General features: G+C 45.2%; 19 protein-coding genes. 12 read left to right on the forward strand and 7 right to left on the reverse strand.

Features of this window, described 5'->3' with window-relative positions:
- Positions 1-180: 180 nt before the first annotated feature.
- From gshA to HF322_RS07180, 7 genes are all read left to right on the forward strand, one after another.
- Entirely contained in the window at positions 181-1,773 is a 1,593-nt protein-coding gene (gene gshA / locus HF322_RS07150; protein ID WP_169392719.1) for a glutamate--cysteine ligase, read from the forward strand.
- 46 nt (positions 1,774-1,819) lie between these two features.
- Positions 1,820-2,329: a disulfide bond formation protein B gene (locus HF322_RS07155; RefSeq protein WP_169392720.1), complete on the forward strand. Its 510-nt coding sequence runs from the start codon at positions 1,820-1,822 to the stop codon at positions 2,327-2,329.
- Between the two features lie 398 nt (positions 2,330-2,727).
- Entirely contained in the window at positions 2,728-3,354 is a 627-nt protein-coding gene (locus HF322_RS07160; RefSeq protein WP_169392721.1) for a copper resistance protein NlpE N-terminal domain-containing protein, read from the forward strand.
- Positions 3,355-3,535: 181 nt separating this feature from the next.
- Positions 3,536-5,038, forward strand: a complete 1,503-nt coding sequence (gene mpl, locus HF322_RS07165) for a UDP-N-acetylmuramate:L-alanyl-gamma-D-glutamyl-meso-diaminopimelate ligase (RefSeq protein ID WP_169392722.1) — start codon at positions 3,536-3,538, stop codon at positions 5,036-5,038.
- A gap of 366 nt (positions 5,039-5,404) precedes the next feature.
- The gene (locus HF322_RS07170; protein ID WP_169392723.1) at positions 5,405-5,659 is read left to right on the forward strand and encodes a GlsB/YeaQ/YmgE family stress response membrane protein; all 255 of its coding nucleotides are present in this window, start codon (positions 5,405-5,407) and stop codon (positions 5,657-5,659) included.
- A 217-nt stretch (positions 5,660-5,876) separates the two neighbouring features.
- Positions 5,877-6,413 carry a peptide deformylase gene (gene def / locus HF322_RS07175; protein WP_169392724.1) on the forward strand — a complete coding sequence of 179 codons (537 nt, stop codon included), beginning with the start codon at positions 5,877-5,879 and terminating at the stop codon, positions 6,411-6,413.
- Positions 6,414-6,499: 86 nt separating this feature from the next.
- A complete protein-coding gene (locus tag HF322_RS07180) occupies positions 6,500-7,675 on the forward strand; it encodes a type III PLP-dependent enzyme (protein WP_169392725.1) in 1,176 nt (391 codons plus the stop codon).
- A gap of 83 nt (positions 7,676-7,758) precedes the next feature.
- Here HF322_RS07180 and HF322_RS07185 read toward each other — a convergent pair whose 3' ends face one another.
- From HF322_RS07185 to dnaJ, 3 genes are all read right to left on the reverse strand, one after another.
- Positions 7,759-8,586, reverse strand: a complete 828-nt coding sequence (locus HF322_RS07185; RefSeq protein WP_169392726.1) for a hypothetical protein — start codon at positions 8,584-8,586, stop codon at positions 7,759-7,761.
- A gap of 37 nt (positions 8,587-8,623) precedes the next feature.
- Positions 8,624-9,475, reverse strand: a complete 852-nt coding sequence (gene dapB, locus HF322_RS07190; RefSeq protein ID WP_223193215.1) for a 4-hydroxy-tetrahydrodipicolinate reductase — start codon at positions 9,473-9,475, stop codon at positions 8,624-8,626.
- A 164-nt stretch (positions 9,476-9,639) separates the two neighbouring features.
- On the reverse strand, positions 9,640-10,776 hold the full coding sequence (gene dnaJ, locus HF322_RS07195; protein ID WP_169392727.1) for a molecular chaperone DnaJ: 1,137 nt from the start codon (positions 10,774-10,776) through the stop codon (positions 9,640-9,642).
- A 453-nt stretch (positions 10,777-11,229) separates the two neighbouring features.
- Between dnaJ and HF322_RS07200 the strand changes: the two genes are divergently transcribed.
- Positions 11,230-11,889 (forward strand): DUF2939 domain-containing protein, encoded by a 660-nt coding sequence (locus tag HF322_RS07200; RefSeq protein ID WP_169392728.1) that lies wholly within the window; start codon positions 11,230-11,232, stop codon positions 11,887-11,889.
- A gap of 108 nt (positions 11,890-11,997) precedes the next feature.
- Here HF322_RS07200 and HF322_RS07205 read toward each other — a convergent pair whose 3' ends face one another.
- Both HF322_RS07205 and HF322_RS07210 read right to left on the reverse strand, forming a co-directional pair.
- A complete protein-coding gene (locus HF322_RS07205) occupies positions 11,998-13,035 on the reverse strand; it encodes a thioredoxin fold domain-containing protein (protein WP_169392729.1) in 1,038 nt (345 codons plus the stop codon).
- A gap of 299 nt (positions 13,036-13,334) precedes the next feature.
- On the reverse strand, positions 13,335-14,039 hold the full coding sequence (locus HF322_RS07210; protein ID WP_169392730.1) for a pseudouridine synthase: 705 nt from the start codon (positions 14,037-14,039) through the stop codon (positions 13,335-13,337).
- A 143-nt stretch (positions 14,040-14,182) separates the two neighbouring features.
- Between HF322_RS07210 and HF322_RS07215 the strand changes: the two genes are divergently transcribed.
- Positions 14,183-14,785 carry a YigZ family protein gene (locus HF322_RS07215; RefSeq protein WP_169392731.1) on the forward strand — a complete coding sequence of 201 codons (603 nt, stop codon included), beginning with the start codon at positions 14,183-14,185 and terminating at the stop codon, positions 14,783-14,785.
- A gap of 122 nt (positions 14,786-14,907) precedes the next feature.
- A complete protein-coding gene (locus HF322_RS07220; protein ID WP_169392732.1) occupies positions 14,908-15,891 on the forward strand; it encodes a YheT family hydrolase in 984 nt (327 codons plus the stop codon).
- On the opposite strand, the gene HF322_RS07225 is transcribed toward HF322_RS07220, so the two are convergent.
- Positions 15,888-16,832, reverse strand: a complete 945-nt coding sequence (locus tag HF322_RS07225; protein WP_169392733.1) for an alpha/beta fold hydrolase — start codon at positions 16,830-16,832, stop codon at positions 15,888-15,890. The two genes, HF322_RS07220 and HF322_RS07225, sit on opposite strands and share 4 nt — an antisense overlap.
- A 298-nt stretch (positions 16,833-17,130) precedes the next feature.
- On the opposite strand from HF322_RS07225, the gene HF322_RS07230 reads away from it, so the two are divergent.
- Positions 17,131-18,699 (forward strand): MATE family efflux transporter, encoded by a 1,569-nt coding sequence (locus HF322_RS07230; protein ID WP_308811486.1) that lies wholly within the window; start codon positions 17,131-17,133, stop codon positions 18,697-18,699.
- A gap of 56 nt (positions 18,700-18,755) precedes the next feature.
- Here the strand turns inward: HF322_RS07230 and HF322_RS07235 are convergent, their stop codons facing one another.
- Entirely contained in the window at positions 18,756-19,490 is a 735-nt protein-coding gene (locus tag HF322_RS07235; RefSeq protein WP_169392734.1) for an aspartate/glutamate racemase family protein, read from the reverse strand.
- Between the two features lie 142 nt (positions 19,491-19,632).
- On the opposite strand from HF322_RS07235, the gene HF322_RS07240 reads away from it, so the two are divergent.
- Positions 19,633-19,887 (forward strand): DUF2798 domain-containing protein, encoded by a 255-nt coding sequence (locus tag HF322_RS07240; RefSeq protein ID WP_169392735.1) that lies wholly within the window; start codon positions 19,633-19,635, stop codon positions 19,885-19,887.
- The last annotated feature ends 12 nt before the right edge of the window (positions 19,888-19,899 follow it).

Here is a 19,899-nt window from a genome sequence, read left to right on the forward strand (position 1 = left end):
GCTAAGTCAGCCCAAGTAAAGGTTACGCAATTTGTAATCGCGCGTGGTGTTTCGATAAGCTTTGGGATAAACTTAACCCATTGTTTGAATTTTTAAGCTGATTTAACCCCATATTACCGATTTCATTTAAGCTTTGATACCTCAAGCTTGACAATAAATAATAATGAACAGAAGCCAATTATGAGTGATCTTGTCGCAAATTTTGCCAATTTTACCCCCCCGAACTGGATTGAACCTGACCATTTAGCCGGAATGCTGCGCGGCATTGAAAAAGAAGGGCTTCGAGTGTTGACCGATGGTCATTTGGCAAAAACCTTTCACCCTGAAAAATTGGGCTCAAAGTTAACTCATCCGTTTATCACGACCGATTATTCTGAAAACTTGCTTGAATTAATCACTGAGCCTAAAAGCACGCCTAAAGATACCCTTGCCATGCTGCGTCAGCTTCATGTTTTGGTTTATCAAGCGCTTCCTGAAGATGAGCTGATGTGGCCGCTGTCCATGCCGTGTATGACATCGGCTCAGGATGAGGACATTCCGCTTGCCGATTATGGCACGTCAAATTCAGGTCGGCTAAAAACGCTTTATCGAAGCGGTCTTGGGATTCGCTACGGCAGACGAATGCAAGCCATTGCAGGATTGCATTACAATTTGTCTTTTGGCGATGAGTTATTTGAGCGCTGGTTGGCAGAAGAGCAGCAAAAGGACGCTCAATATAGCCAAGATCATGAGTTGCTTGCTGATTTTAAAAATGATAAATATTTGGGACTCATTCGCAACTTTAAGCGCTTAACAAGTTTGATTTTATATTTACTTGGGGCAAGTCCAAGCGTTTGCGCAAGCTTTATTGAAGGTCGAGCCCACAATTTAGAGCCGTTAAACGAGAGCACTTATTATAAGCCGTTTGCCACCAGCCTGCGGATGGGAAAGCTTGGCTACACCAACAGCGTTCAAGAATCGCTTGATATCCGCTACAACCATTTGCCAGAATACGTAGCGGGACTTCGCCGAGCCATTCAAACGCCACATGAGCGCTTTAAAGCGCTTGGGCTTGAGGATGATCGCGGCGAGCCGATCCAAATTAACGACCATATTTTGCAAATTGAAAATGAGTTTTATAGTCCCATTCGCCCAAAACAAATCGCCCAAAGTGGCGAGACGCCAACTGAGGCATTGGCGCAGCGTGGGATTGCTTATGTTGAGTTTCGAGCTATTGATTTAGACCCTTATAGCGATGTTGGCATCCGCTTATCCAGCGCTTGTTTTTTAGAAGTGATGGCGCTTTACTGTCTGCTTGCAGAATCTCCGCTGCTGCTGCCTGATGAAGAAGAAGAGCTTGCGCTAAATGTTGAGCGCGTGGTAAACCAAGGTCGCCTTGAGGGCTTACAAGTCTTATCCGGCAGCGCTGAAGTGTTACTTAAAGACTGGATGCTTGAGCATTTAAACCAAATGCAGCCGTTAGCGGCGCTGCTTGATGAGCATCACGGCGGCAACGATTACCGAACTGCCATTGCCTTAATGCAAGGTAAAGCCGGTCACAGCGACTCGACCATCTCAGCGCAAGTCAGCGCGGACAGTGAGCGCTTAGGAAGCCTTTGGCAGCTTGGGGCAACGCTTGCTAAGCTTCATAAACAAAGCCTATTAAAACAAACGTTAAGCCCAAAAGATCAAGCCAAATATGAAGTTTTGGCTGAAAAATCTAGGCTTCAGCAAGCAGAAATTGAAGCGAATGACACCGTGGACTTTAATACTTTTTTGCAGCAGTACCGCTGAATTAACACATAGATCAAATCAACAAAACGTTACCATGAGATTTTAAATGTCACGATTGAGCTATCGCAATTTAAACTGGCTACTGGTTGCCGCCGCTGTCCTTGGCATGGCATTTGCGTTGTTATTTTTACAGCGATATATGGGCTTCTCCCCTTGCCCGCTGTGCATTTTTCAGCGCGTAGGATTGATGGTGATGGGTGGCTTTGCGCTTATTGCTGCGATTGTGAACCCAAAATCACTGGTGGCAAAATTGCTGCTTTGGCTTGGCAGTCTTGCCGGAATTTTATGGTCAATCGGCGTTGCGGCGCGTCACGTTTGGATTCAACACTTGCCTGCCGATCAAGTGCCCTCTTGTGGTCCTGGTCTTGATTATTGGCTAGATACCTTGCCGATGCAGCAAGTGTTTCATGAGGTCTTGTCCGGATCAGGCGAGTGCGCCTTGGTTGAATGGCGGTTTTTGGGATTGAGCATCCCTGAACAAGCCATTATTTTCTTTTTAATCTTGCTCATCATTCACGTCTTGTTATTTTGGCGAATGATTAAGACAAAAAGCTAATTGAAATCATTAGTAGCTGATTATCAAAATCTTAGTAGCTAAATAACCAACTAAAAAAGCTGACTTTGTATTCATTACTTACTTGCAAAATGCTTCTAGAATATAACAAACGCTTACATTAGTAAAAGTTAACTTTGTTATCTTAGGCGGATATCACGCTTATTAGGTTTTGGACTAAAATTATGCCAAACGCTGGCATTTTTATCAGTAATTTAGTAAGCCTTCTTTTTTAAAAGACGCCATTTAGCTTATCTTGATTGTGTAAAACAACTTGGTGAAAGACAATTTGAATGTAAAAGATAAGGTGTTAAGTTAAATGTTAAGGTCTGCTAACAGTTATTATTGGTATGATAAAAAATGATCAGAGTTTAGCTTGGTTATCCTCAGCCAGCGCCAAAATGCCGGTAAAGTTTAAGCAAGCAGTTAACAAGCGCCAGCACATAACGCTTGCCAGTTTATTGCTCGGAGCGGCTTTACTGTCCGGTTGCGACAGCCAGTCGGCGACATTTTCTATGATTGATGCGCCAATGGATGAAGCGGCAGCAGAGACAGCTTCATCCTCAGCGCTGGGCGATCAGCCAAATCAAGCAAATGCCAAAGCTTCTCGCGATACCGAAATCGCAGCTGAACCTGAAAATCATGGTCAATCTTTATTAGCCGCCGCTAAAACAGATGACAATCCTGCGCAAAATATGGCAACTCGCGACAACCGCAGCGACGCGTCTTTACATGCTACCTTAATTGGTGATTATGAAGGGATGCTACCGTGCTCCTTTTGTGAAGGCACAATGGTGACGCTCAATTTATTTTCTGATGGTTCGGTGATTAAAACCAGTGTTTTTGAAGCGCCAGAAACGCCCACCCCGCCGTTATCTGAGTCCGGCGTTTATCAGCAAGACAACAATAAGATCATTATTGCTTATGAAGACAAATCCGTTGAGTCCTTTGAGATTCAGGACAATCATTTGGTGATGATGGGTGATGACAAACAGCCCAATCCGGATTACATGCTTTCTAGAAAATAGCTTTTATATGCCCCTTTAATTTTTGATTGTTATAACAATTCTTACTCCATTTTGCCTACCTCGTAGGCTTTTTTTATGGGCGATCAAAATCTGATAAGGATTGTTATTGGCGAAGTTTTCTGCTTTACTTTACAATGATTCAAACCTTTTTAAGCCATTTTAACAACAGCGAGCGCAATTGATGCACATTCATATCTTGGGAATTTGTGGGACATTTATGGGGTCATTGGCGCTGCTTGCGCGAAGCTTGGGGCACACGGTGACGGGATCGGACGCCAATGTTTATCCGCCGATGTCCACCCAGCTTGAAAAAGCGGGCGTATCAATTCTTGAGGGCTATTTGGTTGAGCATTTAACGCCCGCCCCTGATTTGGTGGTGGTTGGCAACGCAATGAAGCGCGGGATGACAGTGATTGAATATTTGCTCAATTCTAACATTCGTTATACCTCAGGACCGCAATTTTTGTCCGAAGCGGTTTTGCAATCGCGCCATGTTTTGGCGGTTGCCGGAACGCATGGCAAAACCACGACCACCACGATGCTGGCTTGGATTTTACAATTTGCAGGGATTGATACCGGATTTTTAATTGGTGGCGTTCCGCTCGTTAATACAGAGGATGAGCGCTTACAAAATGCCTTTGCTCATAGCAGCCATTTAGGCGCAACTGGTGATTCGGATGCTCTAGGTTATTTTGTTATTGAAGCCGATGAGTATGATTCGGCGTTTTTTGATAAGCGCTCAAAGTTCGTTCATTATCGCCCCAAAACCGCCATTTTAAACAACTTAGAATTTGACCACGCCGATATTTTTGCCGACCTAAACGCGATTCAAACTCAGTTTCACCATATGATCCGAATGATCCCAAGTCACGGTCAAATTATTATGCCAAGCCAAACCCCAAGCCTTGAGGACACCTTAGCTAAAGGCGTTTGGACACCAGTTTGGCGAACGCAAGTTACCAATCAATCTGTAAATACAACTAAGCAAAACGATGATCAAAGGGTTTATGACAGCGATTGGCAAGCGCAATTGCTGAGCGAAGATGGCAGCCAGTTTTTGGTTAAATTTAACGGCAACACAGAAACTCAAGACAAAACCGGTGCCAAAAATCTTGAAGGTCGCGTCGATTGGGGCATGAGCGGACTTCACAACGTGAACAATGCTTTGGTGGCAATTGCTGCTGCGTTTCACGTGGGCGTGAGTGTTGAAAAAGCTTGCGCAGCGCTGAGCAATTTTGCCGGAATCAAGCGGCGGATGGAACACATCGGCACAGTTAATGACATCTTAGTGTTTGATGATTTTGCCCACCATCCAACGGCGATTTTGACCACCTTAGATGGCGCTAAAAAGAAACTTTCAGGTCGCAAAATTTGGGCGATCATTGAGCCAAGAAGCAATACCATGAAAATGGGCATTCACCAAAATGAGCTTGCGGCGTCGGCAAATCTTGCTGATACGGCACTTTGGTTTGAGCCTGCGGGGCTTGAGTGGGGACTAAAAGACGCGATTTTGAGCGCAAAGGTGGCTAATGATCAGCAGGTGCTCAACTCAACCGACGCCATCATTGATCATCTCGCTCAAAATGCCCAATCAGGGGATGCCATTATCATCATGTCAAATGGCGGCTTTGAAGGCATTCATCAGCGCTTACTCAAAAATCTTGCTACTACTGAACAATCTTAATCGCAATAAACCCTTAATAAACCTTACTATTCTGGCTTTCTTTCACCACTATTTTAGTTTTATTACAAAGCGCCAATCGCTTAAGTTTGGCGCTTTTTTTGCTTCGATTTTCGCTAAAACCTTTCTATTTTTGATGACGTTTTCCAAGTAACTACCTTATTAACCGATCCTTTACCGAACCTATTCACGCGGTAGCAATTTGGGTTTTTTTCTCACACAGCCCATACACAGCTAACACTTCTTGATTATTTTTTGACGCCTATTGCTTTTACAATAGCTTTATCAAATCACAATAAGTTAAGCGGCAACTTCCGCGGTTATAGCCTTTAAAAATTAGAAATTAATAAAAATTTTAGGAGAAAGATGATGGGATTTATTTGGATGATTATCGTGGGACTGGTAGCGGGACTTCTAGCACGAGCCATTAAACCAGGAAGTGATCCAATGGGCTGGATTATGACTATTGTCCTTGGTATCGTTGGGGCGATGATTGGTGGCTTTATTGCCAGCATGATTGGTATCAATGCCGATGGCGGCTTTACTGGGCTGATTTTTTCAGTAATCGGCGCAATTATCTTACTATTCATCTATGAATTTGTGATGAGCAAACGCCGCGTTTAAGCTTAACCGGCTTTGATAAAGTACTATAATAAAAAAGGTCTGATCTGTTCAGATCTTTTTTATGTCCGTTGTCTGAGTAAAAACAGTTTAGTTGCGGTTTTGATAAAAAATTTTAGCCTCACTTTTTTATTAAAACCTTGATAATCATTACTTTTGACCGCAAATCTTTTATAATAACGCTCAATTTTTTCTGATTACTGATCAAAAGGGATGCGGTATGACCTTACTTCCTATTTTAAGCTATCCGGATCCGCGCTTGCGGACGATCGCAGCGCCTGTCAAAGTGGTTGATGAGACCATAAAAACGCTCATTAAAGACATGTTAGCGACCATGTACGACGCTCAAGGTATTGGTCTTGCTGCCACGCAAGTGGATCATCACGTTCAGGTGATCGTCATGGATTTGTCTGAAGATAAAAACACGCCGATGGTATTTATCAACCCTAAAGTCACGCCGCTGGTCGATGAAAAACAGCCCTATGAAGAAGGCTGTCTGTCCGTTCCAGACGTTTATGATAATGTGGAGCGACCAACCAAGGTGCGCATCGAAGCGCTTGATGAAAATGGTGAAGCGCTTGATATTGAAGCGACAGGTCTGCTCGCCGTTTGTATTCAGCACGAAATGGATCATTTAAATGGGGTTATTTTTGTGGATTACTTATCGCGGCTTAAGCAGTCGCGAGCGCGCGATAAGGTAAAAAAAGTCATTAAGGCGCGTGAAAAAGCCAGTCACGTTCCGGTTAGCGCCTCTTAATTGCCATTACTTTGCAACCGCTTAAGCTCACATTTTTTTGATGTTAACCCTTTTTTTTCACCCCACGTTCAAAGGTTTTGATAACGATGATTAAAATTGAACAATACTTTGATTCTGTAAGCTGGCAAAAATTTACCCAAGCTGCGGAAGGTCGTGCCACGCCATTTTTGGTGGTGGATTTAAGCCGGATCAAAACCAAATATCATGAAATGGTTGAGCTGTTCCCAACGGCAAAAATTCATTACGCCATGAAGGCAAGCCCTGCCGTTGAGGTGATTAATTTATTGGCGGATTTGGGATCAAACTTTGACTGCGCCTCCATTTATGAGCTTGATCGCGTTCTTGATTGCGGCGTTGATGGCTCGCGGATTTCTTACGGCAATACGATCAAAAAAGCAGATCATGTCAAATATGCCTTTGATAAAGGCGTTCGCTTGTTTGCTACTGACTCCGAAGCCGATTTAAAAAATATTGCTAAATTTGCACCGGGCTCCAAAATTTTTGTGCGAATTTTGGTTCAAGGTTCAGAAACTGCCGAATGGCCACTGTCACGCAAATTTGGCTGCCATCCCAATATGGCAATTGATCTATTGATTCAAGCCAAAGCGCTTGGTCTTGACCCGTATGGCATCTCGTTTCACGTGGGAAGCCAGCAAAAAGATGTGGCGGCTTGGGATGATGCTTTGGCTAAAGTTAAATATATGTTTGATTGGATGCTCAATGAGGAAGGCATTAAGCTTCGCATGATCAATTTGGGCGGCGGATTTCCGACCAATTATATTAGCGAAGTTAATCCCATTCAGGTTTACGCTGAAGAAATCAAAAGCTATTTGACCGATGATTATAGCGATGAGGAAATGCCGGACATTATCCTTGAGCCGGGGCGCTCGCTCGTTGGCGGCTCAGGCGTTTTGGTGAGTGATGTGGTGCTCATTTCTCGAAAATCAGATACTGATTTGACGCGCTGGGTGTATACCGATGTCGGATTGTTTCAAGGGTTGATCGAAACGCTTGGCGAGGCGATTAAATATCCGGTTTATACCCCAAAAATGGAAACCTCAACCAGCGAGGGCACGGTGGTTTTGGCGGGACCGACTTGTGACTCAACCGACATCATGTACGAAGAAGCTGGCTATCAGTTGCCAGAAGAGCTTGAAATTGGTGATAAAATATATTGGCTGACTACGGGCGCTTATACCAACTCTTACTCGTCGGTTGAATTTAACGGCTTCCCGCCGCTGGATGTGGTTTATATTGATTAAATCTTTGGTCAAATAAGCAGTTGAAAATAAAAAAGCGCTGGTTATCTCAGCGCTTTTTTTTGCGGATTAATTCAGCAAACAAACTATTGCACCATCAGCCAAATCGGTATGCCCATAGTTTGTGAGAATTGACCAGTTTTGCCAAATGTTGATTGGGTTAGATTTTGGCGTTGATGAATATCTCCAATTTTTTGCCAAGTTCCACGTGAAACAACAAGTGTGGTTGCTGATGATTGCTGATTAATGACGGGCGAATTTAAGCTTGATCCTTGAACCACGTTGTCATTTTTTTGTTGAAGCTTGACTTCAATTTGATCATTGGCAAGTAACCTTGGGGTCACGTTAATGCCTTGTGCCGCTGAAATCAAACCGATTTGATTAATGATAATTTGACCAAAAATCGGCTGCCGGTTGATCTGCGGCGAGAGGGCAAGTAGCGTTGCTGTGCTGATACTTGCCGGATATCCGGATAAGGTTTGCACTTGATAGGACTGGCTAGACTGCGATTGGCTTGCTTGCTGATAAGCGCCGCCTTGAGCATAAATCCCGCGCTGATTGATAATCACTTGACCTTGATTAATTTGCCCAAATTGGCTTTTGTCCCCACCAACGCGGACATTAATGACCACTGGTTTGGGCTGTTGGTCAATTTGTGAAAGTAAATTTTTCACCGCTTGATAATTTTGACTGGTGGTGGTGACGATCAGCTTATCTTGATAGCTTGTCACGCGACCACCCTCGGGGCTTTGATTGAGCAATTGCTGAACGGGGGCAATAAGTGCGGCGCCGCCATAACTTTCAATGACAAAGGTTTGCGAGATTGCTGCTTGCGTTGATAGTGGCAAAGCCGCCGCGCTAACACTTATCCCAAGCATCAACCTTCGGCAGGTCAATTTTTTTATCAATCTCATCGCGACCACCCATTCTATCCATTGCCGAATTGCCTTGTTATTGGGAGTCGTTTAATCCCAAAACGTCCTTCATGTCATAGCGACCTGCTTTTTGATCGATAAGCCAAACGGCGGCGCGAACCGCTCCTGCGGCAAAGGTCATCCGCGAGCGTGCTTTGTGAGTGATTTCGACTATTTCACCATCGGCAATAAACATCACGGTATGATCGCCAATGATCTCACCACCGCGAACGGCGTGAATACCAATACTGCCTTGCTTACGCGCGCCAGTTTGACCTTCGCGACCATAAACGGCAACGTCTTTTAAGTGTTGACCGCGAGCATTTGCCACCGCATCTGCCATCATAAACGCGGTTCCTGAAGGCGCATCGATTTTGTGTTTATGGTGCGCTTCAATGACTTCAACGTCGGCAGTATCGCCAAAAGCTTTGGCAGCAATCTCAAGCAGTTTAAGCGATAAATTGACGCCCGTTGAATAGTTTCCGGCGTAAACGATAGGGATTTGGCGGCTGGCATCGTTTAAAATTTTCTCTTGCTCATCATTCAATCCGGTCGTCCCGATCACCATCGCAACGCCATGACTGGCGCAAAGTTGCATGGTTTTTTCCGTGGCATCGGGCAAGCTAAAGTCAATCAGTACGTCAATATCTTTAATGACGGTTGCTAAGTCATCAACGATAGCCATATTTTTCTTGCCAATTCCTGCAACTTCACCGGCATCACTACCAATCAGGCTTGATCCTGCGCGCGCAATTGCTGCCTTTAATTGGCAATCAGGATGGTCAACCACGGCTTCAATCAGCATCCGCCCCATTCGTCCGGTTGCGCCCATAATGCCGATAGCCAGTGGTTTTTGTGAGTCCGTATGGTTCAAGTCCGTGGTCGTCATGACAAAACATCCTTTATAAAATAATTTTTAAATGCGGTCATCATAGCATGAAACGTGGCGCGGATTAATTTGTCCAAGCTGATCGCCTTATAAAACTGGCAATAAAAAACCCAAAAGTTCCACGTGAAACTTTTGAGTCAGCGATAGCAATTTTGATTTAAAAATTAATCAAACAATTCACCGATTTTTTTAAAAAAGGATTTTTTATGTGGTGACTGCTGATGATGACTGTCGCCATCAAGCGTTTCTTGGAACTTGCGAAGCAGCTCAATTTGCTCTTGGTTTAAATTCACAGGTGTCTCCACAATGATTCGGCAAATCAGATCGCCTTTCATAGTGGTTTTCACTGGCGTGACGCCTTTACTTCTAATTCGAAGCTGCTTACCGCTTTGTGTGCCTTCAGCAATTTTGATTTTAATTTTGCCATCAAGCGTTGGGATTTCAACGTCGTTGCCAAGCGCTGCGTCCGTAATGCTCACCGGAACGTCCATATATAGATCGGCGCCGCGACGTTTAAATACCTCGTGCGGCTTGATGCGAACTTCAACGTACAAGTCGCCGTTTTGGGTTCCGGCGCCACTGGCTTCGCCCTCACCTGCCAATCGGATGCGATCGCCATCATCAACGCCTGCTGGAATGGTGACCTCAAGGGTTTTAGTTTTTTCTTTGACGCCGCTGCCTTGGCAGTCTGGGCATGGGTTTTTGATTTGTTTACCGCTACCACCACAATGGGGGCACGTTTGCTGAACGGCAAAAAAGCCTTGTTGCATTCGAACTTGACCGTAGCCGTGACAAGTTTGACAAGTGACCACGTCGGAGGGGTCTTTAGCGCCCGTGCCATCACAAGTGCCGCAAGGCGCAGGCGCGGTAAAGGTGATCTCTTTTTGGCAACCGCGAACCGCTTCTTCAAGCGTTAATTCTAAAATATAGCGCAAATCCGAGCCACGGCGCGGTCGTGATGAATTGCTGCGACCTTGACCAAAAATGTCTTGAAAGTTGCCGCCAAAATGCCCAAACAAGTCGCCAAAAATATCTTGAAAGCCGCTGCCCCCAAAGCCGCCACCGCCCATGCCATTTTCAAATGCCGCATGACCCATCCGGTCATAAGCTGAGCGCTTATCATCATCGCTCAATACCTCATAAGCAAGCGACGCTTCTTTAAATTTTTCTTCGGCATCAGGGTCATCAGAGTTGCGATCAGGGTGATATTTCATCGCAAGTTTGCGATAAGCCCGCTTGATTTCTTTGGTATCCGCCGTTTTGCTGACCCCCAACACTTCATAAAAATCGCGCTTACTCATGGCCTCTCCTCTTGTCATCGAAGCCGTCTTGCCTGCAATCAAATTGCGCTTGCTTCATTCAAAGCCCTCTATGTTAACTTTAAAAAGTTTCACGTGAAACGAAATGAAAGTTATCATCACGATGATCGGCAAGCTTAATGGCAAAAACGGCTTTAATCTCAAACCAGTCAATAAATACTAGTGAATTAGTAAAAGTTTGCGCTGTTAATGGTGATGAGCGCCGTAATTATCAAGACCTGATTGCCAGATATTTTTAGTTTGCAAATCAATAAAGCTAAGCAAGGCTTTGCTCCTAAAAACGACGCTATTGTTTTTATCCCTATCATTAGCGCATTTCTGTTATATCGATTTTTTGGCAGTCGTGATAAGATTTAGCTCCTGCCAGCTTTGCCTTATTAAGCAGTTTTTTGCGTCATAAACAAGCGTGGCAGGTAAAATAAAGGATATGATGTTATGAAAAAGCTGACCTCGCTGCTGCTTTTGGTGATTGTTATTATGGTCGCTATTTTTGCTGCATCCCCCTATTACCGCGCTTATCAGCTCAAAACTGCTTTTGAGGATAAAAATGGTGCGCTTATTGCCGCTGCCATTGATTATGAAACGCTCAAGCCAAGCGTCAAATCGCAGTTAAAAGACAAATTTGCCGTTACCATCAAGCAGTATCCGGCGGTGGTGGAGCTTGGCGGCGCGCCACTTATGGAAGCAGCAAATGGCTTTATTGACAACGCCGTTGATGATGCCATTACCGCGCAAAATGTTGAAAAGCTCATTACCACCCAAGGTCAAGCTAACAATGCCACCAAAGAGCTTGCGGCAGCTTGGGCAATTGCCAGTAACCAAATTAATTTAAAAACGCTCATCCGCGATATGATTATTGAGCGCGGCGACATCGATGCGGTCGTTAAAAAGCAGGTTAATTTGGTGATGAACAACCAAGCTCAGCGCATTGAAACTGCCAAAACTGCGCCTGAAGCGGACAAGCCCAAGCTTAACTACTGCGGCATCAATTGCTTTACCATCAGCGGCGTGGTCAAAGGCTATCCGGTAACGATTGAGATGGCGCGACAAGGCTTCACCACTTGGAAAATCGTGGACGTGACTTTGCCAGAATAGCTATCAATAACGTTAATGAAAACAGTGTTAATAAAAAACCGCCCTAGTTGATGGCGGTTTTTTATTGCAAAATTTCAACTTAAAGCTTTTTAAATAACAGTTTAAAAACTAACGAACCCCTAAAAATTGTAAAAACTCAGGGCTATCAAAGCTTGCTTGGTACAGCTCACCATCAGCTCGGAAAATCGCTGGCGTTGCCACCACGGCAAGTCCTGCCGCTTTATCACGGTTTGGGGTCACAAAGTCGGCGCTTACTTTTGCAGTCGGCATTTGACCTTTAAGCATCGCATTATCAAGGGCAACTCTGCGAGCGCTGTCACCCTTTTGCGACCAAACCGCGCGCATTTGCTCAGGCGATTGTTCATAAATCGGGTAGCCAATGGCTTTTACCGTCACGCCTTTGCTATTCAGCTCAGGGATTTTTTGGTGAAATTTGCGGCAATAGGGACAATTGACATCTGTTGCAATATAAATAACGGCTTTTTCAGTGGTCGTTGCCGGATAAGTAATGAGCTGCGACTCATCAAGCGTTTTAAAGACGGCTTGGTTTTTGCGCTTCTCAAACGTGTTATCAAGACCGGCAAATTGACCATTTTGAATCACCGCAATTTCGCCGTCGGTGATATAAGCGCCATCGTCACTCACCAAAAATGGTACGCCCTCAAGTGATGCGCTCCAAATCACGCCCGGGATTGCCGTATAAAAAAATGGATTTTTGGCATTGATATTTTTAAGGGCGCTCATGTTATCAAGCAGCACTTTTTTGGCGGTCGCGGTGATGGGTTCGCCAAGCTGAGCGCTACTTGCTCTTGGTGGCATTTGACTGTTGCGCTTGGGGCTTGGGTTTTTTTGCAGCTCGCCTTGGATGACGTATTTGCCATCGCCAGTCATATGCAAGGGCGGCTGACCAGCAAGGCTAATTTGGTACATATTGGGCAGTTTCGATTGGGTAATGCTTAAAATCTGCGCTTTAATTCCTGCTTGATTGAGCACTTGGCGCAACTTGCTATCGATGGCAGGACTGACTGCAGCGCTTGTCGTCGCGGAAGCCGTTTTTTGAACAGGCGTTGGGGCAGGTTGAGCGCAAGCACTGGTCACAAGCAGGGCAGCAAAAAGAGGGGTTAGAGCTAATACAGGTCGTTTCACAGCACATCCTATCGAGTTATCATTTTAAATATCATGATTTAGTTTGCAAAAGATTTAGCGGCGCGCTTTAAAAGTCATTGATAATTATCGACAGTATTAATAAACAATACTAACTAACAATGAATTCTAAAATCGACTGCCGCAAATTTTATATTATGCAAAAAGGTAAATTAAAGTAGATATCGACTGTAGCATAACTGACCTTTTTTTTAACCCAAACTAAGCTGATTTTGCAATTTGGCTACCAAATATTAAGACCCGAGAAACAGTTTAAGACGGCTCTTCTTCACCCAAACGCCTTAAAACTGGCTAATTTCTTCTTCCGATAAAAAGCGGCTGTCGCCTTTTTCCAAACCATCAAGGGTGATATTGCCAATGCTTTCGCGGTGAAGTTCAATCACTTTATTGCCAAAATAGCCCATCATGCGCTTCACTTGGTGGTATTTTCCTTGAACTAACGTCAGTTTGGCATGGGTCTCATCAATAAATTCAAGGGTAGCCGGTTTGGTCGGCTCATAGTCGCCATCAAGTAAAATGCCCTTTGCCACTTGCTTAATCGCATCGGCTTGCGCATCGGCGTCCATCGGGTCAGCTAAAGTGAGCGCGTAAACTTTGGGGTGCTCGTGCTTAGGACTGGTAATTCGGTGCAAAAATTGACCATCATCACTTAAAATCAGCGCCCCTGTGGTGTCCACATCCAAGCGCCCTGCCATTCGCAGGCTTTGCAATTCAGGAACGGCAATCAGTTCGGTGACGATAGGATATTCTTTGGCTTTGAGGGTACATTCAAAGCCTTCGGGTTTATACAACAAAATATAGCGGTTGCCAGTGGCAACCGACAACGGCTCGCCTGCCCAAAGTACCTCATCATTTAAAATATCAACGTGCAATCCGGGGTCTTTGACCACCTCATCATTAACAGTGACTTCGCCCGCGTGCAGGATTCTTTTTGCCTCTTTTCGAGACAGCTCGGTTGCCTTACTGATTAATTTATCTAAGCGCATTATTTGCCCATCCGTTATTATCATCGCTATAATGATGATTCAAAACTAAAAAATTATAAGTCAAAACCTGACCTAACTTGCCGCAAGTTTAGCATATTTGGGTTGGCAAGCTGAACGATTCCTAACCAAGACAACGATGTGCTATGAGCTATCAAACCCTAAAGCGCCCTGTCCGCGCCAATTTAGAAATCAAAAAGTCGCAATTTATCGCCTTTGCCTATCCGGTAGCTTCGCGCGACGCAGCGATGTTTCATGTGGAACAATTACGGCTTGAGTTTCCCGATGCGCGCCACCACTGCTGGGCGTATATCATCGGCGACCCCAACAACACCACAAGCGCGGGATTTGATGACGACGGCGAACCAAACGGCACGGCAGGGCGACCGATTTTAAATGTGTTGCAGCATAAAGCCATTGGTAACGTAATTATCATCGTTGTTCGCTATTTTGGTGGCATTAAACTTGGCGCAGGCGGATTAACGCGAGCTTATGCAGGGTCAGCGCAATTGGCAGTTGATGAAATGCAATTGGTTGAATTTATTCCCAAATCCACGCTCATTATCGAAACGGATTTTGCCAATGAAGCCCAGTGCCGCTATATTGCCGCGCAATTGGATGGTGTAATCGGCGAGGTCAATTACAGCCAAACCGTACAGCTGCCAGTCACGATTGCCAATGAACATATCGCCGAGCTTCAAGAAAACTTAGGCATTTATGGCAAAGTGATTGAAAATGATACCAAGTAAAGCATTGAAAATAATAATCAAGCTATCATCTACCTCTAACAAAATTTTGATCGCAAATTAGAATCCCAAGTTTCACGTGAAACTTTTAAAAATTAAAAACAACCAAAAAGCTGCAACTATTTATGACAAGTTTTAATTACCAACCGTTTAAACCGCCGTTTTGGCTTGCTAACCCGCATCTGCAAACCATTTTACCCAAATTTATTGCCCCAACGTCGCCAAATTATCGCCGCGAGTTGGTCAAAGACTCATTAAACGAGAGCGAAGTGGCTTACGATTTTGTTGACACTGCTGATATTCACCTGAGCGAAAATCAATTTCAAAAGCCGCTGCTTGTTTTGTTTCACGGTATGGAAGGCAGCAGCCAAAGCCATTATGCAAGGGTGCTTGCCAAGGCAGCGCAAGCTCAAGATTGGCATTTTGTGGTGGTGCATTTTCGCAGTTGCGGCGGCGTTCCGGTTAAAGGTCGCGTGTTTTATAACGCTGGCGACACCGCTGAAATTGACCATGCGCTGCGCCATTTATCCCAAAGCTACCGGACGATATTTGCTGTTGGCGTATCGCTTGGCGGCAATGCATTGGCAAAATACATGAGCAATTTTGGTGATGATGCCATTTGTAAAGCGGCGGTTGTGGCATCTGCACCCGTTGATTTGCTTTCGGCGTCGCTTGCGATGGAGCGTTTTTTGGGTCGCCGCGTTTATACGCCGTATTTACTCAATCCGATTATTGAAAAAGCGCTTGCCAACGATTTAAGCGAGGATGAAATCGCGGCAATTAAATCAGCGCGGCGAATGAGCGATTTTGACAATATTTTTACCGCCCCGCGTCACGGCTTTCGCTCGGCAAACGATTATTATTATAAAGCGTCTGCGCTGCCGCATTTGATTCATATTGCCAAGCCAACCTTAATGATTAGCGCCAAAGATGACCCATTTTTAGGCGTTACTGCGACATTTGGTGACGTGTCAAAAGAGGTCACTTTAATTGATACGGCTCATGGCGGTCATATCGGCTTTTTAACCTATCAAGATAAAAAGTTTGATTTAAGCTGGTTGCCAAATACGGCGGTGAGCTTTTTTAAGGAAGTTAATTTACTGATTTAACGGTCAATCTCCGCCCGAAACTCCTTATAATCCGCTGCCGTCTGATTCACCGCCTCAATCATCGGCACGTGACCAACATCCGGCATCAACAGCACTTTGGCATGCGGCATAAGCTGCTTCATCAAATATGCCGTTTCAGGTTTGATAACTTTATCCTCTTTTCCCCAAACCACAAGCGTTGGGATTTGCTGCTCAGTGATGACTTTGGCGCGTGCCTCGACGTTGTCGGTCACGACCTGCTCAATAATTTTGCTGTGAAGCGCACGGTTATTGATGTTGTCCTGAGCAAATACCGCTTGCACCGTTTTTGGAATAAATGGCGGCTTGTTCATCACCAAATGATAAAGCTTAAAATACTGCTTGGTATCACCAATGACCAACGGATTGTTGTCCGCCGTCGCGTTTTGATAGCGCTCAAACAACCCTGCTGACCAAAATCCTGCGCTATCAAGCAGCCATAAGCTTTTCACCTCATCCGGAAACATTGCCGCATAAGCCACGCTGATGCTGCCGCCCATGGAGTTACCGCCGATGTGAATCCCGTTGTTAAGGTTTTTTCGGCGTAAAAATTCATTCAATCGCCGCGCTTGAGCATCGCTACTATAATCAGCATCCATCGGTTTGCTTGAGTTGCCAAAGCCAAGCAAATCCGGAATCAATAAATGATACTCGCCCAATTTATCCGCAATTCGGGTGAAGTTGTCCTTATTGCCGCCAAAGCCATGAATCAACAACAGAGGCGCGCCGTTTAAATTGCCGCCTTCTAAATAGGCTATTTTATAGCCGGAGTTAAGGGTTAAGCTTTTGGCTTCAAGGCTTGATTTATGGCGCTCAAAATTGACCAGTTTTTGGGTGGCGTTAATGGTTAAGGGGTTGGGCGTGGTGCAGCCGATTACCGACAAGCTGATCAGCGCGGCAAGGCTTAAGCGTTTAAGCGACATAAAACATCCTTATTGATAAAAATTGGCAGCAAAAATAAATTTAGCGCGTGCTTTAAGGCTACAGTGTAACGCTTAGATTTGGCGGGGCAACGTTTAGACTTGCCTTTTAAGTCACTTTTTAAGCCACTTTTTAAGTCAATTAAAAGCGCTCAGCAGCCGATATACTTTTTAGAAGGTAAGAATTACAGCTCTAATAAAGACGGCATTGGCGTTGTCCTTTATGATAAAGGCTTTCGCTGAATTTACTTCAATAAAATTTTTATAAACCATAATAATAAATGATGTAAAAGGATAACCCGTGAGTGATGCTGCCGCCGCCCCCAAAAAATCGCGTGATTTGACCACAGGGTCAATCGCCAAAACCATGCTGCTATTTGCCTTGCCAACGCTTGGGTCATCGGCATTGCAGTCGCTTAACGGCTCAATTAACGCCATTTGGGTTGGTCAGTTTTTGGGTGAAAATGCGCTTGCAGCAACGGCAAACGGCAATATCGTGATGTTTATCCTGATTTCCTTTATTTTTGGCTTTGGCATGGCATCGACCATTTTGATTGGTCAAGCAATGGGTCGGCGCAACCCTTTAATAGTGAAAAAAACCATGGGAACGGCGCTTGGCAGCATCATTCCGCTGAGTATTTTTATTGCAATTTTGGGCTGGCTATTTTCGCCCGCGCTGCTTGATCTGCTTGGAACGCCAGCAAGCGCGGCGGAGCTTGCGTTAACCTACCTTCGGATGATTTTTATTGCCATGCCGGCAACGCTAACCTTTACGCTTATCATGATGGCGCTTCGGGGAACGGGCGATTCGACAACGCCGCTTTGGTTTATTGGGCTGTCGGTGCTGATTGATCTTGTGTTATCACCAGTGCTGATTTCAGGAATTGGACCTTTTCCAGAATGGGGCATTTTTGGCTCAGCGTTTGCGACCGCTGTTGCCAACGTGGTGGCACTTGTTGGCTTGATTGCTACTTTGTATTTTCGTAGCTCTGTTTTGGCATTAAAACTGCCTGAGTTGCGCTTTTTACGCGCCGACCCACAGATTTTAAAGTCAATGATTACCAAGGGCTTACCGATGGGCATTCAGATGATTGTGATTTCATCGGCGGCGCTCACGATGCTGACTTTAATCAACCGCGAAGGCGTTCAAACCACCGCCGCGTATAGCGCAACCCAGCAGCTTTGGACGTACGTTCAGATGCCAGCGATGGCTTTGAGTGCGGCAGCTAGTGCGATGGTGGCGCAAAATATCGGCGCCAATAAGTGGGATCGCGTCCCTGACATTACCCGATGGGGACTTATTTTTAATTTGGTGTTAACCGGCGCGCTGATACTGGTGCTGACCATTTTTGATGAAGCCGCTTTGGGGCTATTTCTTGGCAGCGACAGCGATGCGGTTCCCATCGGTCGGCATATTCAACTGGTGGCGACTTGGGGCTATTTGTTTTTTGGGGTTGCTCAAGTGCTGTTTGGGACGATGCGCTCCAACGGCTACGTGATTTGGCCGCTGATTGTGATGATTATTTCCATGTATCCGGTGCGCTTGGGATTTGCGTTTGGGCTGTATCCGATACTTGGTGCAGACGCGCTTTGGTGGTCGTTCCCCGCCGGCATGGTGGCAACGGCGGTGATGGGCGCGGGGCTTTATTGGTACGGCGGTTGGCGAAAAGGCAAAATCTTACCTGCTACTGAAGCCGCGCAACATTCCGAAGAATTTCGCATTGATACCGGAGCCAGCGCCTCAGGTCGCGAGCTGATGCCAACGACGGTTTGGAAGCGCTCACCGCTGCGACGCCGACTTAAAAACTTGCAGCGCCGATTGCAACGGCGCGTGCTAAGAAGAAAGATTAAACGGCGATCGCATGGCTAATTTATACAAGATTCACTAAGCCAAACGTTAAAATGCCCAAAGTAAGATTTATATGTTTATAAAGTTGTTTGGTTAAAACTCAACTTTGCCTCACCCAATAAAAAATCTACGGCTGCTTTGGCATGAATGACCGTGGTATCAAAAACGGGAATGGGGCTGTCGTTTTGGTTGATCAATAAACCAATTTCCGTACAGCCTAAAATCACGCCTTCTGCCCCTTGGTCGGCAAGCTTTGCAATCACTTGGCGGTAATATTGCCTTGATTCATCATGAAACTGACCTTGGCAAAGCTCGTCATAAATCACTCGGTGGACTTCCTTTCGCGACTCAAGATCAGGAACGATCACCTCAAGTCCAAATGCTGTTAACCGCGAGCGATAGAAGTCTTCCGTCATGGTAAATTGGGTGCCAAGCAGCGCAACCTTTTTTAGCACTTTTTGATGAATCGCGGCGGCAGTAGCATCGGCAATATGAATCAGCGGCAATCCTGTGGCGGCTGTTACCCTATCGGCAACTTTATGCATTGTGTTGGTGGCAATTAAAAGTCCTTGAGCGCCTGCTGCCTGCAAACGCTTACCGCTGTCCGCCATTATTTCACTCAGCGCTTGCCAATCACCGCTGGCTTGTAGCTCACTGATCGGCGCCAAATTAAGGCTGTGAATCAGCAGATTTGCCGATTGCAAACCGCCAAGCTGAGCTTTGATGCCCTCATTGATTAATCGATAATACTGCTGAGTGCTCTCCCAGCTCATCCCGCCAATAATTCCAAGCGTTTGCTGCGTTTGAGGCATAACGTTTCCTTATTAAAATTGTTAGTATCGCCACAATCTATTTAGCCTCATCGATAATATCACTTATAATCAAAATCTTTGCCTTTCAATACCGATTAAACAAAATCCTAATCGCCATTATGATTTTGGGAATAACCTGCTTATGACTGCTGAAAAATCCTTTAAATTTCGAACCCAGCGTAAATATTACCGCTTGATGTTCACAGGACTGATGGCGCTGATGATGTCGCTGATCATCTCAACCGTGCTCATGCTGATTAAAGTTGGCTTTGTTGACGGCTTTTTTATGGAGCTGCTGCACTCTTGGGGATTGGCGTTTTTGGTGGCGTGGCCAAGCGCTTATGCTTGCGCGTATTTGGTTCAAGAGCACATTTTAAGCCGGATTGAGTTTTATTAAGTGTTATTAAAG

Source organism: Psychrobacter sp. MF31, from assembly GCF_012847335.1.
Classification (GTDB): Bacteria; Pseudomonadota; Gammaproteobacteria; order Pseudomonadales; family Moraxellaceae; genus Psychrobacter.

Bases quoted from the DNA above. Each gene is read 5' to 3' on its own strand.
- HF322_RS07155 (WP_169392720.1), top strand. From the start codon at position 1,820: ATGTCACGATTGAGCTATCGCAATTTAAACTGGCTACTGGTTGCCGCC.
- HF322_RS07240 (WP_169392735.1), top strand. From the start codon at position 19,633: ATGACTGCTGAAAAATCCTTTAAATTTCGAACCCAGCGTAAATATTAC.
- HF322_RS07200 (WP_169392728.1), top strand. From the start codon at position 11,230: ATGAAAAAGCTGACCTCGCTGCTGCTTTTGGTGATTGTTATTATGGTC.
- HF322_RS07215 (WP_169392731.1), top strand. From the start codon at position 14,183: ATGAGCTATCAAACCCTAAAGCGCCCTGTCCGCGCCAATTTAGAAATC.
- HF322_RS07235 (WP_169392734.1), bottom strand. From the start codon at position 19,490: ATGCCTCAAACGCAGCAAACGCTTGGAATTATTGGCGGGATGAGCTGG.
- HF322_RS07225 (WP_169392733.1), bottom strand. From the start codon at position 16,832: ATGTCGCTTAAACGCTTAAGCCTTGCCGCGCTGATCAGCTTGTCGGTA.
- HF322_RS07170 (WP_169392723.1), top strand. From the start codon at position 5,405: ATGGGATTTATTTGGATGATTATCGTGGGACTGGTAGCGGGACTTCTA.
- dapB (WP_223193215.1), bottom strand. From the start codon at position 9,475: ATGACGACCACGGACTTGAACCATACGGACTCACAAAAACCACTGGCT.
- gshA (WP_169392719.1), top strand. From the start codon at position 181: ATGAGTGATCTTGTCGCAAATTTTGCCAATTTTACCCCCCCGAACTGG.
- HF322_RS07220 (WP_169392732.1), top strand. From the start codon at position 14,908: ATGACAAGTTTTAATTACCAACCGTTTAAACCGCCGTTTTGGCTTGCT.
- dnaJ (WP_169392727.1), bottom strand. From the start codon at position 10,776: ATGAGTAAGCGCGATTTTTATGAAGTGTTGGGGGTCAGCAAAACGGCG.
- HF322_RS07185 (WP_169392726.1), bottom strand. From the start codon at position 8,586: ATGAGATTGATAAAAAAATTGACCTGCCGAAGGTTGATGCTTGGGATA.
- HF322_RS07160 (WP_169392721.1), top strand. From the start codon at position 2,728: ATGCCGGTAAAGTTTAAGCAAGCAGTTAACAAGCGCCAGCACATAACG.
- HF322_RS07180 (WP_169392725.1), top strand. From the start codon at position 6,500: ATGATTAAAATTGAACAATACTTTGATTCTGTAAGCTGGCAAAAATTT.
- HF322_RS07210 (WP_169392730.1), bottom strand. From the start codon at position 14,039: ATGCGCTTAGATAAATTAATCAGTAAGGCAACCGAGCTGTCTCGAAAA.
- mpl (WP_169392722.1), top strand. From the start codon at position 3,536: ATGCACATTCATATCTTGGGAATTTGTGGGACATTTATGGGGTCATTG.
- def (WP_169392724.1), top strand. From the start codon at position 5,877: ATGACCTTACTTCCTATTTTAAGCTATCCGGATCCGCGCTTGCGGACG.